The sequence below is a fragment of the uncultured Capnocytophaga sp. genome, assembly GCF_937936315.1.
Classification (GTDB): domain Bacteria; phylum Bacteroidota; class Bacteroidia; order Flavobacteriales; family Flavobacteriaceae; genus Capnocytophaga.
Genome location: NZ_CALGWU010000023.1, coordinates 73581 through 91182, shown reverse-complemented (window position 1 = coordinate 91182; position 17602 = coordinate 73581). Strand labels below are relative to the sequence as shown.

At 34.9% G+C, this 17602-nt stretch carries 18 protein-coding genes and 1 tRNA gene; 3 read left to right on the top strand and 16 right to left on the bottom strand.

Going from position 1 to position 17602, the window contains the following annotated elements; genetic code table 11:
- Window positions 1-9: 9 nt before the first annotated feature.
- The 14 genes from Q0162_RS03340 to bshA all read right to left on the bottom strand — a co-directional run bounded on the left by Q0162_RS03340 (window position 10) and on the right by bshA (window position 13149).
- Window positions 10-2691 (bottom strand): AsmA-like C-terminal region-containing protein, encoded by a 2682-nt coding sequence (locus tag Q0162_RS03340; RefSeq protein WP_297889095.1) that lies wholly within the window; start codon window positions 2689-2691, stop codon window positions 10-12.
- A 54-nt stretch (window positions 2692-2745) separates the two neighbouring features.
- Window positions 2746-3312 carry an NfeD family protein gene (locus tag Q0162_RS03335; RefSeq protein ID WP_297889084.1) on the bottom strand — a complete coding sequence of 189 codons (567 nt, stop codon included), beginning with the start codon at window positions 3310-3312 and terminating at the stop codon, window positions 2746-2748.
- Window positions 3313-3333: 21 nt separating this feature from the next.
- A complete protein-coding gene (locus tag Q0162_RS03330; protein WP_297889081.1) occupies window positions 3334-6084 on the bottom strand; it encodes a hypothetical protein in 2751 nt (916 codons plus the stop codon).
- A gap of 154 nt (window positions 6085-6238) precedes the next feature.
- Entirely contained in the window at window positions 6239-6766 is a 528-nt protein-coding gene (rplI, locus tag Q0162_RS03325; RefSeq protein WP_297889077.1) for a 50S ribosomal protein L9, read from the bottom strand.
- A gap of 18 nt (window positions 6767-6784) precedes the next feature.
- The gene (gene rpsR / locus Q0162_RS03320) at window positions 6785-7063 is read right to left on the bottom strand and encodes a 30S ribosomal protein S18 (RefSeq protein WP_002671374.1); all 279 of its coding nucleotides are present in this window, start codon (window positions 7061-7063) and stop codon (window positions 6785-6787) included.
- Window positions 7064-7067: 4 nt separating this feature from the next.
- Window positions 7068-7409: a 30S ribosomal protein S6 gene (gene rpsF, locus Q0162_RS03315; RefSeq protein ID WP_002679068.1), complete on the bottom strand. Its 342-nt coding sequence runs from the start codon at window positions 7407-7409 to the stop codon at window positions 7068-7070.
- A 123-nt stretch (window positions 7410-7532) separates the two neighbouring features.
- Entirely contained in the window at window positions 7533-8072 is a 540-nt protein-coding gene (locus Q0162_RS03310) for a hypothetical protein (protein WP_297889053.1), read from the bottom strand.
- 5 nt (window positions 8073-8077) lie between these two features.
- Window positions 8078-9010, bottom strand: coding sequence for a leucine-rich repeat domain-containing protein (locus Q0162_RS03305; RefSeq protein ID WP_297889045.1), 933 nt, complete (start codon window positions 9008-9010; stop codon window positions 8078-8080).
- Complete coding sequence (locus tag Q0162_RS03300; RefSeq protein WP_297889042.1) at window positions 9011-9454, bottom strand: hypothetical protein; 444 nt, start codon at window positions 9452-9454, stop codon at window positions 9011-9013.
- The gene (locus tag Q0162_RS03295) at window positions 9455-10180 is read right to left on the bottom strand and encodes a class I SAM-dependent methyltransferase (protein ID WP_297889039.1); all 726 of its coding nucleotides are present in this window, start codon (window positions 10178-10180) and stop codon (window positions 9455-9457) included.
- An 18-nt stretch (window positions 10181-10198) separates the two neighbouring features.
- On the bottom strand, window positions 10199-10534 hold the full coding sequence (locus tag Q0162_RS03290; RefSeq protein WP_297889036.1) for a cell-division protein: 336 nt from the start codon (window positions 10532-10534) through the stop codon (window positions 10199-10201).
- A complete protein-coding gene (locus Q0162_RS03285; RefSeq protein ID WP_297889277.1) occupies window positions 10531-11067 on the bottom strand; it encodes a DUF1697 domain-containing protein in 537 nt (178 codons plus the stop codon). Before Q0162_RS03285 ends, Q0162_RS03290 begins: the two co-directional genes overlap by 4 nt.
- Window positions 11068-11103: 36 nt before the next feature.
- Window positions 11104-12018, bottom strand: a complete 915-nt coding sequence (locus Q0162_RS03280) for an NTF2 fold immunity protein (protein ID WP_297889033.1) — start codon at window positions 12016-12018, stop codon at window positions 11104-11106.
- A 6-nt stretch (window positions 12019-12024) separates the two neighbouring features.
- Window positions 12025-13149 carry an N-acetyl-alpha-D-glucosaminyl L-malate synthase BshA gene (bshA, locus tag Q0162_RS03275; RefSeq protein WP_297889030.1) on the bottom strand — a complete coding sequence of 375 codons (1125 nt, stop codon included), beginning with the start codon at window positions 13147-13149 and terminating at the stop codon, window positions 12025-12027.
- 99 nt (window positions 13150-13248) lie between these two features.
- Between bshA and Q0162_RS03270 the strand changes: the two genes are divergently transcribed.
- Window positions 13249-13674, top strand: coding sequence for a hypothetical protein (locus Q0162_RS03270; RefSeq protein WP_297889027.1), 426 nt, complete (start codon window positions 13249-13251; stop codon window positions 13672-13674).
- Window positions 13671-14438, top strand: coding sequence for a hypothetical protein (locus tag Q0162_RS03265; protein ID WP_297889024.1), 768 nt, complete (start codon window positions 13671-13673; stop codon window positions 14436-14438). Before Q0162_RS03270 ends, Q0162_RS03265 begins: the two co-directional genes overlap by 4 nt.
- A gap of 65 nt (window positions 14439-14503) precedes the next feature.
- Here Q0162_RS03265 and Q0162_RS03260 read toward each other — a convergent pair.
- A tRNA-Ser gene (locus tag Q0162_RS03260) sits at window positions 14504-14588 on the bottom strand.
- 157 nt (window positions 14589-14745) lie between these two features.
- Complete coding sequence (gene rho / locus Q0162_RS03255) at window positions 14746-16395, bottom strand: transcription termination factor Rho (RefSeq protein ID WP_297889021.1); 1650 nt, start codon at window positions 16393-16395, stop codon at window positions 14746-14748.
- Window positions 16396-16617: 222 nt separating this feature from the next.
- Here rho and Q0162_RS03250 point away from each other — a divergent pair, with 222 nt between their 5' ends.
- Window positions 16618-17592, top strand: coding sequence for a deoxyhypusine synthase family protein (locus Q0162_RS03250; RefSeq protein WP_002681113.1), 975 nt, complete (start codon window positions 16618-16620; stop codon window positions 17590-17592).
- Window positions 17593-17602 lie beyond the last annotated feature (10 nt).

Sequence of the window (17602 nt, the reverse complement as noted above, 5' to 3'; positions counted from 1 at the left end):
ATTTTTGTTTTATTCACCTTCATTTTTTCCGCCTAAGCCTTTAAGGAAGTTACCTAATTGTTTTTTAGCTTCTTTTTTAGCCTCCTCTTTGGCTTTTTCTTTCACTTTAGTCATTGTACTATCTTTGTTTTTCATTAACCCTCCAATGGTTTGAGTTACTTCGGCAGCAGTACCTGAATTAGTTTTAGAACCTAAAGCTTGTTGTAGGGCATCAGTACCTTTAGCTGTAAGATTATTAATTTGATTTTTTGCTATTTGGGTAGCCAAATCCTTTACTACAGTTTTAGCATCGGTACTCACTTGAGGTTTTTTAAAAGTACCACCTACTGTTGCTACTACAGGCAAATTACTTATCTTTTTCTGATTTTCAGGAGTAAGTTTTGCCAATAAGCCTTCAGCTTCTTTTCCTAGCATTTGAGGAGGAACGTTAAAGGTTAACTTATAATTCATCTGTTGGTCAAAACCGTGAGAACCAGCTACCTCTATGCCTACATCTTTATATTTGATAGTAAAAGGTTTGATTTTGACTTTTCCATCTTCAAAATCAACAGCAGCTTTTATGTCTTTTAAGTTAAGATTGGCTAAATTTAATCCTGTAAATTGACTATCTAAGGCTGAGAGTAAGGCTGAACCTTGGCTATCAATTTTAGAGTCTATTAGCGCTGCAAATAAATCGCCTGAAATGCTATTAATTTCAGGAGTTAAATCATTTTTCAAAGAACCTTTCACATTGATAACTGTATTCACCTTACCTTGTACAGCATTAGCAATAGGAGCAATTTTCTCTAACATTGTGATTTGAGAGAAAGCTTCGGGAATATTAACACGATTGAGGTTTAAATCCACATCAAAAGTAGGTGTTTTTTCTTTAGTAGACACATCACCAGAGAGCGCTATGTTACCTCCAAAGATATCTGATTTTAAGTTTTCTAAAGCTACTTTTTCATCTTTTATAATTAGTTTACCAGATACATTGCTCAATTTCAAATTGTCGTATGACACTGTATTAGCTTTGGCTGTAAGAGTACAATCTAAGAAAGCTGGAACCTTTATAGCTGCTTGAGTTGGTGTTTTAGCCTCTATTTTAGGAGTTTCTTTAGTTTCTTGTTTTGTGGGAGTAGTAGCCTCTTTAGCAGCTGGTTGCATGAAATCATTCACTACTAATTTGTTGGATGAGAGATTGAAGTTCCCTTTGAGAATTTCTTTTCTAAAAGCAAAACCATATAGGTTATCGATTGTTCCTGTGAGATGTAAATCAGTTTCACCTGTACGAGCATCGAATTGAGATAAGCCAATGTGTGAAGGATTAAATGTTACATTCAAGTTATCAATATGGAAAGGTTTGACAAACTCTTCGCCTGCATATACAAATTGAGAAAGAGACAAAGTGCCTTGAGCTTTGATATTTTGATATTTTTTAGCTTCTACTGATTTCATATCCAACTGTGTAGCAATATCTGCACGGAGGATTCCTGAAAACTTTTTATCTAAAGAAATAGGGTAAGCTTGTGATAAGTTAGCTAAGTTGACAGTACCTTTCAAAGCCATATCTACAAACGGATTTACTACCATATTACTCACATTAGCACGAGCGGAGAAATGGTCTTGATCAATACTCATTGTAAACTTATTAAGGTTTATTTTGGTATCATTAGTAATTCCAGTATCATTATTTACTTTGAGGTCAATAGTGATATCACGCACTGTTTTAGGAAGGTTTGGATATTTGAAAGAAGCATTATCAGCATACATTTCAATACCAAAAGTAGGGATTTTATCACCTACCATATCTCCTTTTGCAAAGCCTTTGAGAGTGAGATTACCTGTAGTTTTTACATTTTCAATATTTTTGGAGTACTCTTCAGGAATAAGAGCTAAGAAGTTTTGGAATGAATTAGTAGGGGTGCTAAAAGTAAGATCGTAACGTTGTCCTTCTTCTAATAGCTGAATAAATCCATCAAACACTAAATCTAAGCGGTTTACAGTAGCTTTATTTTGTTTGAAAGTGTACTTTTGATTTTTTAGGTCAATACCTAAAATAGCTTGAAGTGTAATAGGCACTTGTTTCATAAAAGTACTTTTATCCATTGCAAAAGTTACATTGGCTTTAGTTTGTGTATCTAAATCCAACACTTCTTCAGCAAAGTTACCTTTTCCGCTATGATAGATGTCGGCTACTTCCATAAAGAGATTACCATCATCCATTTTAAAAGTAAATTTTAAATTTTCAACGTTATATTGTTGAATATCAAGTTTGATAGGAGCAGATTCCTCTTCAGGTTTATCGGAAGGGATGGCGATATCAAAGTTACCAGCTCCTTCTTTATTAAGGTGGATGTATACAGAAGCATCCCTCACATTAGCACCTAACAAATTGTAGTTACCCGCTAATAAATCTTTTATACTCAAAGTTACATCAATATGTTTAGCAGCAAAAAGAGTATCACCTACAAAGGGTTCTTTATTTACTAATACAAAATTATTGAGGGTTACTTGAGCTTTAGGAAAGTTTTTAAATAGACTGATATCTACATCTTGCAAAGCAATATTTGCTTTTAAATTCTCATTTGCCATCTCAATCACCTTTTCTTTAATAGTATCTTTAAAGAAAAAAGGAATAGCAATCATTGCAATGATGAGGAGCAAAAGTGTAATACCTCCCCACTTAAATATTTTTTTAGCTATTTTCATTGTGTTTACAATTATATTTTATAGAGGGCAAAGGTACGAAATAATTTTGAATTGTTACAATCGTTCTACAAATAAAACGGCATCGTCTATAGAAATTATTTTCACGATGGTATTAGAGGGAAGACGTTCTCCAATAGTCATTGCTTCCAACTCGTGTATAGTACCGTGTATGCTAATTGTTACTTTACCCCTCCCCTGTTTATATTCAGGTATAGGAATATAAACTTCAGCCGTTTTTCCTATAGTTTCTGAGAGTTTGAAAGTATTGTCTTCTGAAAGTCTCATTAGAGCTCTGATAATAAGGAAAAATAAGTATACAAACAAAACTCCTACTACAATAGCTAAAGTTATGAGTAGGAGTTGATTGTTAATAATTTTATAAAATGAAATCCCTGTCCAGCTAAATCCTAACAAAAAATTCATCAAGTTACGGAAAGAAAAAAGCTGAAAAGGTGTGTCACCTCCATCTAGATCTCCATCAAAATCGGCAGAAGTCCCATCGGAGGCATCACTTCCTATAAATGTAAGTGTCATTTGGATAATAAAAATCACAGAGGTAGGGATTGCTACCATCCAAAATCCTTTCAGTAAAGTGTCGAGGTTATTAAAAACTTCTAACATAGTATAGTGTTTTTATGGTTATTATCGTATTGATTTAGGTTCTACACCTGTATTGATAATTGCCTGACGAATATCAGTAAAAGTTTTGAGATTTGTTTTTCCTTTTACAATTTTAAAATTATCCCCTCTTTTAAGAAAATAGATTATATTTGATTGTCCTCCAAAATAGGGCGGTTTAAGATTTTCTATGGAACCTCCTGTTTTTACGGCAGTAAAGAATGCTACATATTGTCTCACACGTTCCTCAATTTCATTTTTGTTTTGATTAAAATCGTAAGATACAACTTCCCAATCACTATTACTTAGACGTTTTGCATTAATTTTTACTTTATCCACCACTTCTTCAGAGCAAGAAGGAGAGTTGAAACGTTTTAAATCAGCAATAAACTCCTCTGTGAGGCTTACATTAGTAGCGTGAGGTCTTGCCCCTGTTCTAGTACGTCTCACTACTGTTTTAGAATCTCCTCCCTCTACTATAACTGTAGTAGTCTCAATAGGATGAGAAGTAGGAATATTCTTCTTAGGTTTAGGGTTGCTTTTAGGTGTTGTTGCAACAGGTTTAGATTCTCTTATAGGTGCAGGAGTATCAACAGGCATAGGGGTTGCTACTTCTACTATATTATCTTCCTGATTCTCGCGACTTTTAGTTTGAGAAATAATTTGTTCCAAATCTTTTTGATAGGATTTTAATTCGGAAGCCCCACCTCTTAAATAAGGACGCAAGAGACTATCTACTTGTTCACTATTATAAGCTGAATAATCAAAATCTTTCAAGAAATTCTCCCATACTGCTTTTTCAAACTCAGGACGTAATTTCTCAGTAAGATAGTTTCGTTTTTTTGCTTCAGCTAAGAAAAGAGCTCCTTTAGGATCGGCGTGAGTGTTTTTCCAATTTTTCACTTCTGCAAGGAAGAAGCGAGCAGGAGATACTACATCAATTTTTAGAGTATCTTTATTACCTTGTTGTACCATTGTCGCCAATTTAGATAGTTGTTCTCTATTAAAAACAACAGTATCTTTTCCTTCTTCAGCAAAAGTAATTACCAGTTTAGTTTCAGTTTCAGGTAATCCTTTTTTTAAGCGGATATAAGCACTGTCAATCTCATAAGTACGTTCATCTATATTTGTTAAGAAATGAATATCTTCAATTTTGCTTTCAGAATTAAAAGCAATGTAAGCCTTGGTAGGATCTTTGAGCATAGGAAATATAAACCAATAACCTATACCTACTAATGCCAAAACAAATACTACAATAGATGCTATTTTTAGCCAGAAGAAGCGAGATTTGTGTACAGGCTTATTCTTGTCATCTCCAATAATAGCCAAGCTATTATTATTCACTACAGCAAGTTGATTTTTTGCTTGAGGGCTTTCAGAAGCAAGCATTTGAGGATTGTGTACATTACCCTCAATTTCATAGTTTATCTCACCACTTTTAGAAATACTTATCACCCTCTTTGTATCTTGATTCTCAAACTCAAAGTGATACAAGTGTTCAGGAAGAACTATCTCTATAGGAGAGTCACTACGCAAGGAGTTGCTAAATAAAATCCCATTGATTTTCAGAGCTACAGATACTATTTTATTGGAAACAACTGTAAAATGATATTGTTCAAAAGGAATAGATAGAGGGACTTTTTCATCTACTACATAATTACTTCTAAAAACAATTCCATTATAACTGATATTGAATATCTTTTGAGCCTCTTCACCTTTAAAAAGGAAATAAAAGCCCTTGCTATCACTATGAGGTTTAATTTTGAAGCTACCACTTTCTAAAGATAAGAAAGTGATGTACTTTTGAAAGTCATATTGAGGAGTTTCTACATAAACTTTTATTTCCTTTTCTACAAAAGGAACAAAGTCTAAACTATAACTATTATTCTCACGCTTGATATAGCCTTTTTTAATTGCTTTTTTAATAGTATCGTTATAAGAGAACATTTGGTGATACTTAGATTTCTCAAGGAGCAATTCTATAGTATCATCATCTGAAAAAATCTCACTTCTATAAGTAGAACTCACATCTCTACCATTTCTCATAAAAGCCAAAACTTTTATTCTATGATCTGCAATGGTAAAATGAGATGTTCCGCTATTACTTGCTGTGTTTGAAGCTGTATTTGAAGGAGTTCTATATTCGGGAAAAAGAAGTTCTATACTATAAGCAAAAGGACTCTCAACAAATTCATTTCGCAAGAATAAGATATCCTGAAGATTGCTAAACTCAGGACGATATGGCATATTGAAGTATTTATCTACTTCATAAATATCTCTATAAGGAAAAACCTTAGGAGCATAAGGCATTTCTAAAGTACAAGGCTTTGCCTCAAGCTCTTCAGTAAGTTGTTTTTCATAACCTCTTAAGAGATTAAAATATGGAAAAATATCTTCTTTTTCATTAAGCAATGGCGCCCCATTTTCGTAGTTTATATGTTCTGCGAAGTACATATCCATCAACAAGTTAAGTACTTGTCGGACTCCACGCCATTGCAAAGAGTGAGGAACATACAAAGAGACAGCAATATACACTCCTGTTTGACCATTCACCTCACGTGAAGATCGATATTGAGTGTATATTTTATAGTTTTGCGTAAATTGGAGTGTGTAAAAATCTATACGAGGAATATGGATACGAATAAAAGCACTAAGATCTTTTAATCTATCTTTTATTTCTTTAAGTTGAAAATTAACTCCTTGAGAAGCTAAAACTTTACAACCTTGTTTGTAGCCCCATATTGTTAGGCCAATTGTATTAATTTTTGATTCCATTGTAATAAGAAACTTGCTAAAAACGGGACAAAGGTATATATTATTTCTGAGAAAAAAAAATATATTTGTAAAAAAAATACCTACTAAAGATTTTGGATCTTTAATAGGTATCAAAAATTATAATTGATATGAACTATTTACTACTTATAATTTATTAGTTTTCAGCAGATTGCTCAGCAGACACTTCTACTTTAGGTTCTTCTACTTTTTCAGTAGGTTTAGCTTCAACTTTGGCTACTTCTGCTACAATTTCGAATGGGAAATCAACGATTACTTCACGGTGTAAACGGATAGCGGCGTTGTATTTACCTGTACGTTTGATAGTGTTACCAGCAATAGAGATAAATTTTTTATCAATATTGTGACCAGCTTTAGCTAATTCTTGAGCAACATCGGCGTGATTAACAGAACCGAAGAGTTTATCACCAGCACCTACTTTGGCTACAATTTTCACTGCTAAGTTAGCTAGAGCTTTAGCAGTTTTCTTAGCTTCTTCGATGATGTGTTGCTCTTTATAAGCTTTTTGTTTTAAGTTTTCAGCTAATACCTTTTTTGCTGAGGGAGTAGCTAAAATTGCGAATCCTTGCGGAATAAGGTAATTACGACCATAGCCATTCTTTACAGTAACGACATCGTCTTTAAAACCTAAATTATGTACGTCTTGTTTAAGTATAATTTCCATAGTTTCTACTCCTTGTTATTATTTTAATAAATCGGCTACATAAGGCATTAAAGCCAAGTGGCGAGCTCTTTTTACGGCGGTAGCCACTTTGCGTTGGAACTTCAATGAAGTACCAGTAAGGCGACGAGGTAGCAATTTACCTTGTTCGTTCACAAACTTCAAGAGGAAGTCAGCATCTTTGTAATCAATGTATTTAATACCTGATTTTTTAAAGCGACAATATTTCTTTTGTTTAGAAGTGTCGATGTTTAGTGGAGTGAGGTATTTGATATCTCCTTTTTTTTGTTCTACTGCCATTTTCTTACGCTTTTTTAGTGTTTAACTTAGCTCTTCTTTTTTCAGCCCACTCGATGGCGTGCTTGTCTAATTTCACAGTGAGGTAACGCATAACACGTTCGTCACGACGGAATTCCAATTCGAAAGCGTCGATTACTTCACCAGCTACTTTAAATTCAAAGAGGTGATAAAATCCGCTTTTCTTGTTTTGGATTGGGTAAGCTAATTTTTTCAAGCCCCAATTCTCTTTTGCTACAAATTCTGCACCCCTTGAAGTAAGAAAATTTTCAAACTTTTCTACTGCTTCCTTTATCTGAGTTTCAGATAAAACGGGATTCAAAATGAAAACAGTTTCGTATTGATTCATAAAAATAAAATGATTAAATGATTTTTAATTCAGGGCGCAAAAGTAGTATATTTATTTGAAGTAACAAAATAAAATACATTTTTTTTTGCAATAAATCAAATTAATTAACTGATAATAAATATATTAATATTCTATTTCTTTCTCTATTAACACCTCTCCCCTATATATTTTTTGGTAACAAATGAGTTTTTCGTCTTTATAATAACCTATATAATAGGCACGTTCTTCTTGGTGTGCCTCAGCATCCTGCTGACTTATTTCATCATAGAGATAAGTAGGGTGGTTTGTATTCTGTTTGTGTAGGTCAGAACAGCTAAGGAAATAACGCAGTACGATATCTCCCTTATACAAATAGAGTTTTTGTCCATTCGTAGGGATTTCGGCAAAGACTCTTTCTTGTTCAACGGGGGTAATAGGTATTTTAGGCTCAAAAGAGGGATCAGCGTAAAAAGCATATTGAGGATCAATGTGTATTTCTGAGCTTTTTATTTTGAACACTTTACGCTCCCATTGGTTGCCTAATAAGAAATACTGAAAACCATCCTTTTCTCCACAATACCCATAAGTAAATAAGGATTGCAAGGGAAAGGCTTCGGTGGCTTTTCGCTCTTCTGGGGAACTTTTGCAAGAGAATAAGGCTAACAAAGGGGCTAATAAGGTCATTTTCTTCATTCTTTTTTACTAAATATATAGGTATCTACTTCTTGAAAATTAGGGTATCGTCCTCCAAATACTTCTCTTACTACACTTCTACCAAGGTAACGTTCTAAAGATAAGTAGATATCGTCAGCATCTGTACAAACAAACTCTAAATAAGGCATTTTTAGCAAAGGAGAAGCGTCTTTTATAGGATTAAAACATATCTTTAGATTTCTAAGTGTTTCTATACCTACCAAATCGCTAAGGTCTTCTATCTTGTTTTGCTCTAAGTCCAATTCCTCTAAAGGTAAATGCTCCAAAGGAGAAAGATCTTTCACCTCGTTGTGATATAAACGCAAGGTGGTGAGTTTTTTGAGGGCTCTCAGAGGAGATAAATCGCTGATTTGATTCCTCTCTAATTGTAAATATTCAAGATTGGGCAACCACGCCAAAGGGGATATATCGGTGATTTGGTTTCTATCCAACCAAAGTTCGGTAAGGTTTTGTAATCGTTGTATGCCCTCCAAAGAAATGAGTTTATTGCACGATAGTTTTAACTCTTTCAGTTTCGTAAGTTCACAAAAAGGGGCTATATCACTCACCCCACTGTCATAAACCTCTACTTTTTTAAGTTTTTTGCATTTAACGAGAGGCGTATAATCCGTTGCCTTGACATTCAAATAGAGTTTTTGTAGCTTTTCCAAGGGTGGCAAGGCTTCCAAGTGGGTTATATTGTCCGACAACAACTGTAATTCCTTTATATTGGGGAACATTTGCAAGTCGGCTAAGTCTTCCGAGTGCAAATCATCGTTATGAATGAGCATTTTGGTAACCAAAGGTGCTCCTTCTTCTTTAACCAACACCCTACTTCCCTCTTTTACAAGAAGGTCTTCGTGTTTCTTTTTCAGATATTGCTTTACTTTTTGCTCTATGAGCTTGCTCTTAAAGGTAATGTAACTCATTTAGTTTAATTTCAATATTTCTTCAAAACTAAGTGTCTCGTATTCTTCGTTCAAGTGATATTTTTCTTTGGTTTGCTTATACCAAACGTCGTGTTCTTCTTGAAAATCATTAGTATCAGAGGGTGTTCCATCCTGCCAATACATATTTCCTTTGGCTATCTCCATTGCGTTGTGATAAGTAAGCTCGTGCGTAATGCAAAATAAATTCTCAAGATCTTTAGGTGGGGTTGCAAACAGGTTATTTTGAGCTAATTTCTCAGTAGCTTCTTCCCAGCTAAGTCCTGCATAGTGCATCATATAGTGCTTGAGCCATTCACAATAGGAATAGTGGTTATAAATCCAATAACATTGGTCTTCTGCGTCTTCATATACTATTCCATCACACAAGCTATTTTCGTGAGGTTTCGTTCCTATTTGCGCTAATCGTTTTTGTAAGGCATTCATTTAGTTGCTTTTTCTAAAAGTGATTCCATAAAACTTGTTATTCCAGAATAATTCTGTTTTCTTTTCAACCACTGACGTTGGGATACATTGTTCTATGGCGTTCAAATCAACCGTTTTGCCTTCAAAATAGGATTTAGAAAAGACGCTTTTCTTGTATTGGGTCTCCACAAAGTCGGCTGTCTCATCGGCGATAAGCAACTTGCTTCCTGGTTTGGCAACTCGGAGCATTTCGCTCATAGCAAGGGCTTTATCGTTGAAAAAATTAATTCCTCCATTGTGAAAAACAATATTAAACATATTATCAGCAAAAGGTAACTCTTCAGCGGGACACTGCACAAGGGTAAGGTTTGTTTTCTTTTGCCACTGTTTCTTACATCTTTTGAGCATTCCCATAGAAATATCAGCTCCTACAAGGTCTATTGTTTTCAGATCAATCCCTTGCGGTAGATAACGCAAGTCTGCCCCTGTACCTATGGAAACATAAAGTACCGAAATAGCATTCTTCCATTCCAAGCGGCTCATCAATTCCGTACGCAGGCGGTCAATGCCATTTCCATACTTGAGTTTTCCTATCCATTTTTCTCCAAAATCATAAAAGAAAGACATCCAATCATACATTTTCATATATTTTTGATTATCTCCACTGACAAAATGGTCATTCATACAGCAAAAAATACCATCTTCTATTTTTATATCAGCTTTTAATATTTGGGATATATCCTTCATTGTATTTATATTTTTAAATTATCTTTTCTTAATCAAAATATCTCCTTCACAAAGCCAAAGAGGTTCATTTTCTATCTTTAACTCCTCCCACCATTGTTTTTCTTCTGTTTCAGCATCATCTACAATACGAAAATTAGCAAAATCTGTACGAGGCGGAGACAATACAACAATATGCTCTATCTCTTTAGGTTCCAAATGATAAGTATCCGAAAGTTTTTTGAGAAACAATAATTGCTCTAACTCCTTTTTATAGCTTACAAGTGCTTGTTTCTCCTCTTGCAAAAGAGAAACTTCTTTAAGTTGATGAATTGTTTTCTGAAGTTCATCTTCTATAAGTTGTTTTGCTGTTTTCATTCTTTAGTAAGTTCATCAACCATTGTAATAAGTTTGCTCAAAGTATTAAAATTACGCGTTGTAGCTACTATTTTAAGTCTCTTTTCCACATAATTGTTATTCAATTTAGACCTTGAAGCATCCTTAGGAAGATATAGATATATTTTATCACCCACTATAGCCAATTCTTCTCCATCAAAAGTTTCTTTCTTCAACTTTTCTACTAAATCAGGTGCTAAAACACTATTTGTGAGCGTAAAAAATACCCGAGCTATATCATAATTTTCTCCTATAAAAGGATTCATATCAAGCATTTCCTGTACCTCTTCTCTAGTTACTACAACAGTTGGTAGGTCAGGACCTATATGCTCTTTTATTAATTGGGAGACTTTGGGGGCTATTTCATTACGTATTTTGTCAGATAAGAACACTATATTTCCGCTTTGGATATAAGTGCGTACCCCTTCAAATTCTGAGGAGAGTAATTCTTGTAGCTCTGCCATTTTGGGGATTCTGTTTTTCCCCGTAGGCATTACTCCTCGCAATAAAGCTATATAAGGTTTTTTGTTTTTTGTCTTTTGTTTTCATTATTATAATCCGTATTTAGTCCACCCCCCATCGTGCCTTTGACAGTCATCTATCTTCCACTCACCATCTTTTCTAATGATAAGAAAGCGAAACTGATCATCACGATCATTTTGGGTATAGAGGTATATCTTATTTTTAGTTACGGTCTCGCTATCAATGATTTGATGCGCTCTATAAGTACCTCCCTCGTTTAGTGAAAAATGAATTCCCTCAGGACGATAGCCCGCCCTGCGCTTGTCGGTACAATACTTTTGGAAGAGGGCTTTACATTTTTCTTGTACCAAAAGCTCACCCTCTTCTGTATCATCATTCTTGGCAGCAAAAGCCTCCCACTCAGTCATTGCCGCAAAGAAGTCCAAAAGCAGTTGCTTTACGATGGGCAAATCATCGGTAGGGGGTGCCGCTGGTTTCTTCTTGCCTGCCGTACGTTGGGCTTGTTCAAAGGCTTTTTTCTGCTCCTCAGTGAAAGGTTTATCAAGGTAGAAACTCACCTTATTATAATGTGCTACTGCCATAAGTCCTTCAAAAGTAACTCGGGTTCTCTTTAGCGAAAGAGACTTCAGGCGCGGTACTTGCAATACAATTTTTAGCATTTCATCAGTTACAGGGCAACCGTCCAGCGAGATATGGTCAATAGGTTTATCGGCAAAGTACTTAAAGCCTTCGCCTGTAACTTGCTTGTTGTCCTCTAAGAAAAGAAGTTTTAGCTTAGGCAAAGTAGCCAAGTACTGGAGTGCTTCATCAGTAATATCAGTATTGATAAATCCCATATTAACCAACGATTTTACTTGTATAATTTGTGCGACCATCTCGTCGGTTAGGGCAACATCTTTGTAATGATGTCCTTTACAAAAGCGCTCCTCGGTTACTTCTTTGAGCGCGGTTTCTAAGGTTATGGGGCGTTTGTATGTTGCCATAATATTTTATTTTTCTTTTATAGCATTGTAGTAAAGAGCTTCATACATCGGTATAATTTTCTCTTCATCAAAACGAGCTGCTACTTTTCGAGCATTCTGTTTAAATTGTGCCAAGCGGTCTTTGTCACTCAAAATATAAATAGCTTTTTCAGCCATTGTTTGCACATCTCCTATGGGGCATAAGTAGCCTGATACTCCTTCTTCATTTACCTCCGATAAGCCTCCTGCGTTACTAGACACTACAGGAACTCCCGCAGCCATTGCCTCTAAGGCTGAAAGTCCAAAACTTTCGGATTCTGAGGGGAGTAAAAACAAATCTGTAAAACATAATATACGGTCTATATCAGATGTATTTCCTAAGAAGAGTACCTTTTTCTTGATACCTAAATCCTTACATAGCTGGTCGGCTATTTCACGCTCTGGTCCATCGCCTACCATTATCAATTTAGCAGGAAGCTGTTGCTGAATGCCATAGAACACCCTTACTACATCATCTACACGCTTCACTTTCCTAAAGTTGCTGATATGAGTAACGATAAGTTCATCAGCACTTGCCATTACACTTCGTTTACAAGGAGAAACACGCTCCATTTTTTGCAATCCAATAAAGTTAGGAATAACTTTTATATCTTTATCTACATTAAAAAGGCGCAATGTATCTCGTTTCAAACTCTCTGAAACTGAAGTTACTACATCCGATTCGTTGATGCTAAACGTTACCGCTTCTTTATAAGTAGGGTGATTACCTACAAGAGTAATATCAGTGCCGTGCAAAGTGGTAATCATAGGGACTTCTATTCCTTCACGTTTGAGCATTTGCTTTGCCATATAGCCTGCATAAGCGTGCGGAATAGCATAATGTACGTGCAAAATATCGATGTTGTAAGTCTTTACCACATAAGCCATTTTGCTCGATAAAGCTAATTCGTAAGGCTGATAATGAAACAAGGGGTATTCCTCTACGTGTACCTCGTGAAAGTGAATATTCATTTCCAAGAAGTCTAAACGCACAGGATAACTATAAGTAATAAAGTGTACTTGATGACCTTTGCGGGCTAAAGCAAGCCCTAATTCGGTAGCGACAACACCACTACCTCCAAAGGTAGGATAACACACTATGGCTATATTCATTTTTTTATATATTAGATAGGCAAAAGTACTATTTTTCTGTTGGCTATAAAAAATATTAACAAAAAATTATATCTTTGCGGTTGGATAACAAGAGATCAAATGAAAAAAACAGCTTCTTTTTTAGACACTCATAATGGAGATTTCCTTCTCATAGAAAGTGAAATCATCACAACTAATACAACTTTTTCTAATCTTAGAGAACATTTTCCAAATAATGAAATATGGGAGGTAGGTACAGGATACTATTGGCTATATTTTTACAATTGTTCTTTTGAAGGAAAACTCTTTGATGTTTCTCTTTGTTTTAAAGGAGAGCAACTAGAATGTTTATGTTTTGCGATGAACGAACGACAGACTTCGTGGGAAGATTGGAGTGAGGAATACGAATTGAAAACTGAAAAATATTACAAACAATGGATCACAGCCCATATTGGCGATAATCACTCTTTTGAATGGGGAGAAATTGAGGCTCTTTATGATCGAAAAGGAGGGCGTACAGCTATTTGGTTAAGTTATAAAAGATGAAATATTCAAACAAATTAAGTCCTTATATAGAAGAAGCCTATCAGCTTTTTTCTACTTATTCGATAGATAAACATCTATCGGTATGTGATTGTGGTAATTGCATTACTCCTACTGAAATAGATGATTTATGCCGTATTCCCCTTAGGGAACTCTCACTTCAACAAATTAGTACCTACATAGAAGCTATGTTAGTAAGTACAGATAAGGCTATCGTAGAAGTTCATTATTTTCTACCACGTATGCTCGAATTTCTTTGCGAAGGCAAAACATTTTATATAGACGAGGGGTTCTCGCTCTCTAAATGCCATTTTGAACGTCTTGATTTGTGGAAAGCTCCTGAAATAGATTTTTTAAAGCGATTTTCTCTCACTTTTTTTGAAGAAGTTCTCAGTGAAAGATACTCCGAAATCACCACTGCTGAAGATTGGTTAGTTTGTTTTGGATTAGCAGGATTGCCCATTCAGCCTTTATTAGACTGCTGGATAGCTAATGCTTATAAAATAAATGCAATTCGTTATTTTGAAGAAATTTTTATGTATAGCTTACAAGCTAGAGGAATAGAGTATCATCATACCTATTTTAAAGACGAACATAGAGAACTGAATATACAAATTACAGAATGGCTTAACAACAGTAAAACATTAAAAATTTTTTATGAAGCTGTAGAAAAATTATTATTATCAGATATAGTTTTAAATGAAAAAGTAGTATATCAACTTGAGAATATGTATAATATATTAGAATTTGAATTAAAAAATCGCTAATCATCAATTGATAATAATAAAAAAATCCATTATAACACTTTATTTTGTTATAATGGATTTTTTTGCGGAGAGAGAGGGATTCGAACCCCCGGAGGTGTTACCCTCAACGGTTTTCAAGACCGCCGCATTCGACCGCTCTGCCATCTCTCCAATTACACAACTGCTATTGTCATTTCAATTATGCGGGTGCAAAGGTACAACTATTTTTATTACTTGCAAATTTTTAAGACAAAAAATTGCGATGTTTTTTTAACTTATTTTATAACTTATTGTTTTACAAGAAATACAAAAAACAACTTTTAAATGATTAGTTATTCATTGTCGCTAAAAATTCTTCGTTATTTCGAGTTTGTTTGATTTGTTTTTCCATAAACTCCATTGCTTCTATAGGGTTCATATCAGCTAAATATTTGCGCAATACCCAGATGCGATTGAGTGTATTTTCCTCTAAAAGCAAATCGTCACGACGAGTAGATGATGCCATTAGATCTATAGCAGGGAAGACACGGCGGTTCGCAATACGGCGGTCTAACTGTAACTCCATATTACCAGTTCCTTTAAATTCTTCAAAAATCACCTCATCCATTTTAGATCCTGTTTCAGTAAGTGCGGTAGCTATGATAGAAAGAGAACCACCATTTTCTATATTGCGAGCAGCCCCAAAGAAACGTTTAGGTTTGTGAAGTGCATTGGCATCTACCCCACCTGTAAGCACTTTACCAGAAGCAGGTTGCACCGTGTTGTATGCACGAGCCAAACGTGTGATAGAATCTAACAAAATTACCACATCGTGACCACATTCTACTAATCGTTTAGCTTTTTCAAGGACTATATTGGCTATTTTTACGTGTTCAGAAGCCTCTTTATCAAAAGTAGATGAAATAATTTCACCACGTACACTTCGTTGCATATCGGTTACTTCCTCTGGGCGTTCATCAATGAGAAGCACCATCAAATATACTTCAGGGTGATTTTTACTGATAGCATTAGCAATATCTTTCAACAACATTGTTTTCCCTGTTTTAGGTTGTGCTACAATCATTCCACGTTGTCCTTTTCCTATAGGTGCAAAAAGATCGATAAGACGTGTAGAAATCGTTGCTCCTTTACCTGCTAATTCAAATTTTTCGGTAGGAAAAAGTGGAGTGAGGTGTTCAAAAAGTACGCGATCACGCACTACTTGAGGGTCTAAACCATTAATTTTAATCACTTTAAGAAGTGGATAATATTTTTCACCATCTTTAGGTGGACGGACTTCTCCGTGAACTGTATCTCCTGTTTGCAAACCAAACAAACGGATTTGAGAAGCTGATACATAGATATCATCAGGAGAAGCCAAGTAGTTATAATCAGAAGAGCGCAAGAAACCGTAGCCTTCTGGGGTAATATCCAAAACACCTTCACAATCTACAATACTATCAAACTCAAAATCAGGAGCTCTATAACGATTTTTTTTCTCCTTATCAAAGTTTTCATTATTGATATTCACATAGTTATTACTGCTATTGTTTGCAATATTACCATTATTGTTATTATTTGAAGGGGGAGGTGTTTTAGATTGATTATTGTTAGTAGAAGGAGGTGTAGGAGTATTATTTTTTCGTTGAAAATTAGGTTTAGTATCTGTTTTTATCTCTACTTTATTGTCTTCCGTAGTTTCTTTATTTATTGTATTTTTAAGTAGATTTTCTTGTTTAGAGCTTCCTACTTTTTGAGGGGCATCTATTTTTTTCTTTCGTTCTTTTTTAGATGGTGAGTTAGTGTTTTTAGCTGTTATAGCAGCAGTTTTTTTAGGAAGTTCTTGAGGAGTTTGATTGGTTTGTTTTTCTTGAAAATCAATAATTTGATTGATAAGTTCGGGCTTGTTTAAGTAACGATACTTAGGCACATTTAGCCCCTTTGCTATTTCCTGTAATTCAGGTAGCTTTTTAGATTTTAAATCTGTAATGTTAGACATTTTATAAAATAGTTGTTAATAAAGTAAATGATTTTTTTCAGTAGAATAAGATAGTGTTTTTTTCCTCTTTTTAAATTAAGATATTATTGAATAGAATTTTGTAGAGGTACTGAAAACGGGGCAAAGGTACGAAATATTTTTGATATACAAAATATTAATTTGCTAAATTGATAGATTATTTATATCTTTGCCGAATAATTTAGATTTTTAAACTAATCAAAAATGAGTAAAGGACCTATTTCTCAATTCATTGAGAAAAACTTTTTACACTTCAATGCAGCAGCTTTAGTAGATGCTGCTAAAGGGTATGAAACCCATATTACTGAAGGCGGAAAAATGCTCGTGGCACTTGCTGGAGCAATGAGTACGGCAGAATTAGGAATTTCACTTGCTGAGATGATTCGTGCAGGCAAAGTAGATATCATCTCGTGTACAGGGGCTAACCTTGAAGAGGATGTAATGAACCTTGTTGCACACTCTCACTACAAACGTGTACCACACTATCGCGACCTCACTCCTGAACAAGAAAGAGAGCTCCTTGATGGACATTACAACCGTGTAACGGACACTTGTATTCCTGAGGAAGAAGCTTTTCGTCGTTTACAAAAACACTTGGAAGATGTATGGCACGCAGCCGAAAGTAAAGGTGAACGCTATTTCCCTCACGAATTTTTATACCAAGTAGTAAAATCAGGTGTATTAGAGCAATATTATGAAATTGACCCTAAAAATTCTTGGATATTAGCAGCTGCCGAAAAGAATTTACCTATCGTTTGCCCAGGTTGGGAAGACTCAACTACTGGTAACATTTTTGCCGCCAATGTAATCAAAGGAAATCTAAAGGCTTCTACTGTAAAAACTGGTATTGAGTATATGATTTACCTTACTGAGTGGTATCGAGCCAATTCAGGTGGTAAAGGAGTAGGTTTCTTCCAGATAGGTGGTGGTATAGCTGGTGATTTCCCTATTTGTGTAGTACCTATGATGTATCAGGATTTAGAATGGGAAGATGTACCTTTCTGGTCGTATTTCTGCCAGATTTCTGACTCAACCACTAGCTATGGTTCATACTCAGGAGCAGTACCTAACGAAAAAATTACTTGGGGAAAATTAGATATCGACACCCCTAAATTCATAGTAGAATCAGATGCTACTATTGTAGCACCACTCATTTTTGCATACCTTCTTGGCAAATAGGAAATAAAAA

Excerpts from the sequence above, each read along its gene's own strand:
- rplI (WP_297889077.1), bottom strand. The coding sequence starts at position 6,766 with ATGGAAATTATACTTAAACAAGACGTACATAATTTAGGTTTTAAAGAC.
- Q0162_RS03295 (WP_297889039.1), bottom strand. The coding sequence starts at position 10,180 with ATGAAGGATATATCCCAAATATTAAAAGCTGATATAAAAATAGAAGAT.
- rho (WP_297889021.1), bottom strand. The coding sequence starts at position 16,395 with ATGTCTAACATTACAGATTTAAAATCTAAAAAGCTACCTGAATTACAG.
- Q0162_RS03310 (WP_297889053.1), bottom strand. The coding sequence starts at position 8,072 with ATGACCTTATTAGCCCCTTTGTTAGCCTTATTCTCTTGCAAAAGTTCC.
- Q0162_RS03305 (WP_297889045.1), bottom strand. The coding sequence starts at position 9,010 with ATGAGTTACATTACCTTTAAGAGCAAGCTCATAGAGCAAAAAGTAAAG.
- Q0162_RS03300 (WP_297889042.1), bottom strand. The coding sequence starts at position 9,454 with ATGAATGCCTTACAAAAACGATTAGCGCAAATAGGAACGAAACCTCAC.
- Q0162_RS03340 (WP_297889095.1), bottom strand. The coding sequence starts at position 2,691 with ATGAAAATAGCTAAAAAAATATTTAAGTGGGGAGGTATTACACTTTTG.
- bshA (WP_297889030.1), bottom strand. The coding sequence starts at position 13,149 with ATGAATATAGCCATAGTGTGTTATCCTACCTTTGGAGGTAGTGGTGTT.
- Q0162_RS03265 (WP_297889024.1), top strand. The coding sequence starts at position 13,671 with ATGAAATATTCAAACAAATTAAGTCCTTATATAGAAGAAGCCTATCAG.
- rpsF (WP_002679068.1), bottom strand. The coding sequence starts at position 7,409 with ATGAATCAATACGAAACTGTTTTCATTTTGAATCCCGTTTTATCTGAA.
- Q0162_RS03290 (WP_297889036.1), bottom strand. The coding sequence starts at position 10,534 with ATGAAAACAGCAAAACAACTTATAGAAGATGAACTTCAGAAAACAATT.
- Q0162_RS03280 (WP_297889033.1), bottom strand. The coding sequence starts at position 12,018 with ATGGCAACATACAAACGCCCCATAACCTTAGAAACCGCGCTCAAAGAA.
- Q0162_RS03250 (WP_002681113.1), top strand. The coding sequence starts at position 16,618 with ATGAGTAAAGGACCTATTTCTCAATTCATTGAGAAAAACTTTTTACAC.
- Q0162_RS03330 (WP_297889081.1), bottom strand. The coding sequence starts at position 6,084 with ATGGAATCAAAAATTAATACAATTGGCCTAACAATATGGGGCTACAAA.
- rpsR (WP_002671374.1), bottom strand. The coding sequence starts at position 7,063 with ATGGCAGTAGAACAAAAAAAAGGAGATATCAAATACCTCACTCCACTA.
- Q0162_RS03335 (WP_297889084.1), bottom strand. The coding sequence starts at position 3,312 with ATGTTAGAAGTTTTTAATAACCTCGACACTTTACTGAAAGGATTTTGG.
- Q0162_RS03270 (WP_297889027.1), top strand. The coding sequence starts at position 13,249 with ATGAAAAAAACAGCTTCTTTTTTAGACACTCATAATGGAGATTTCCTT.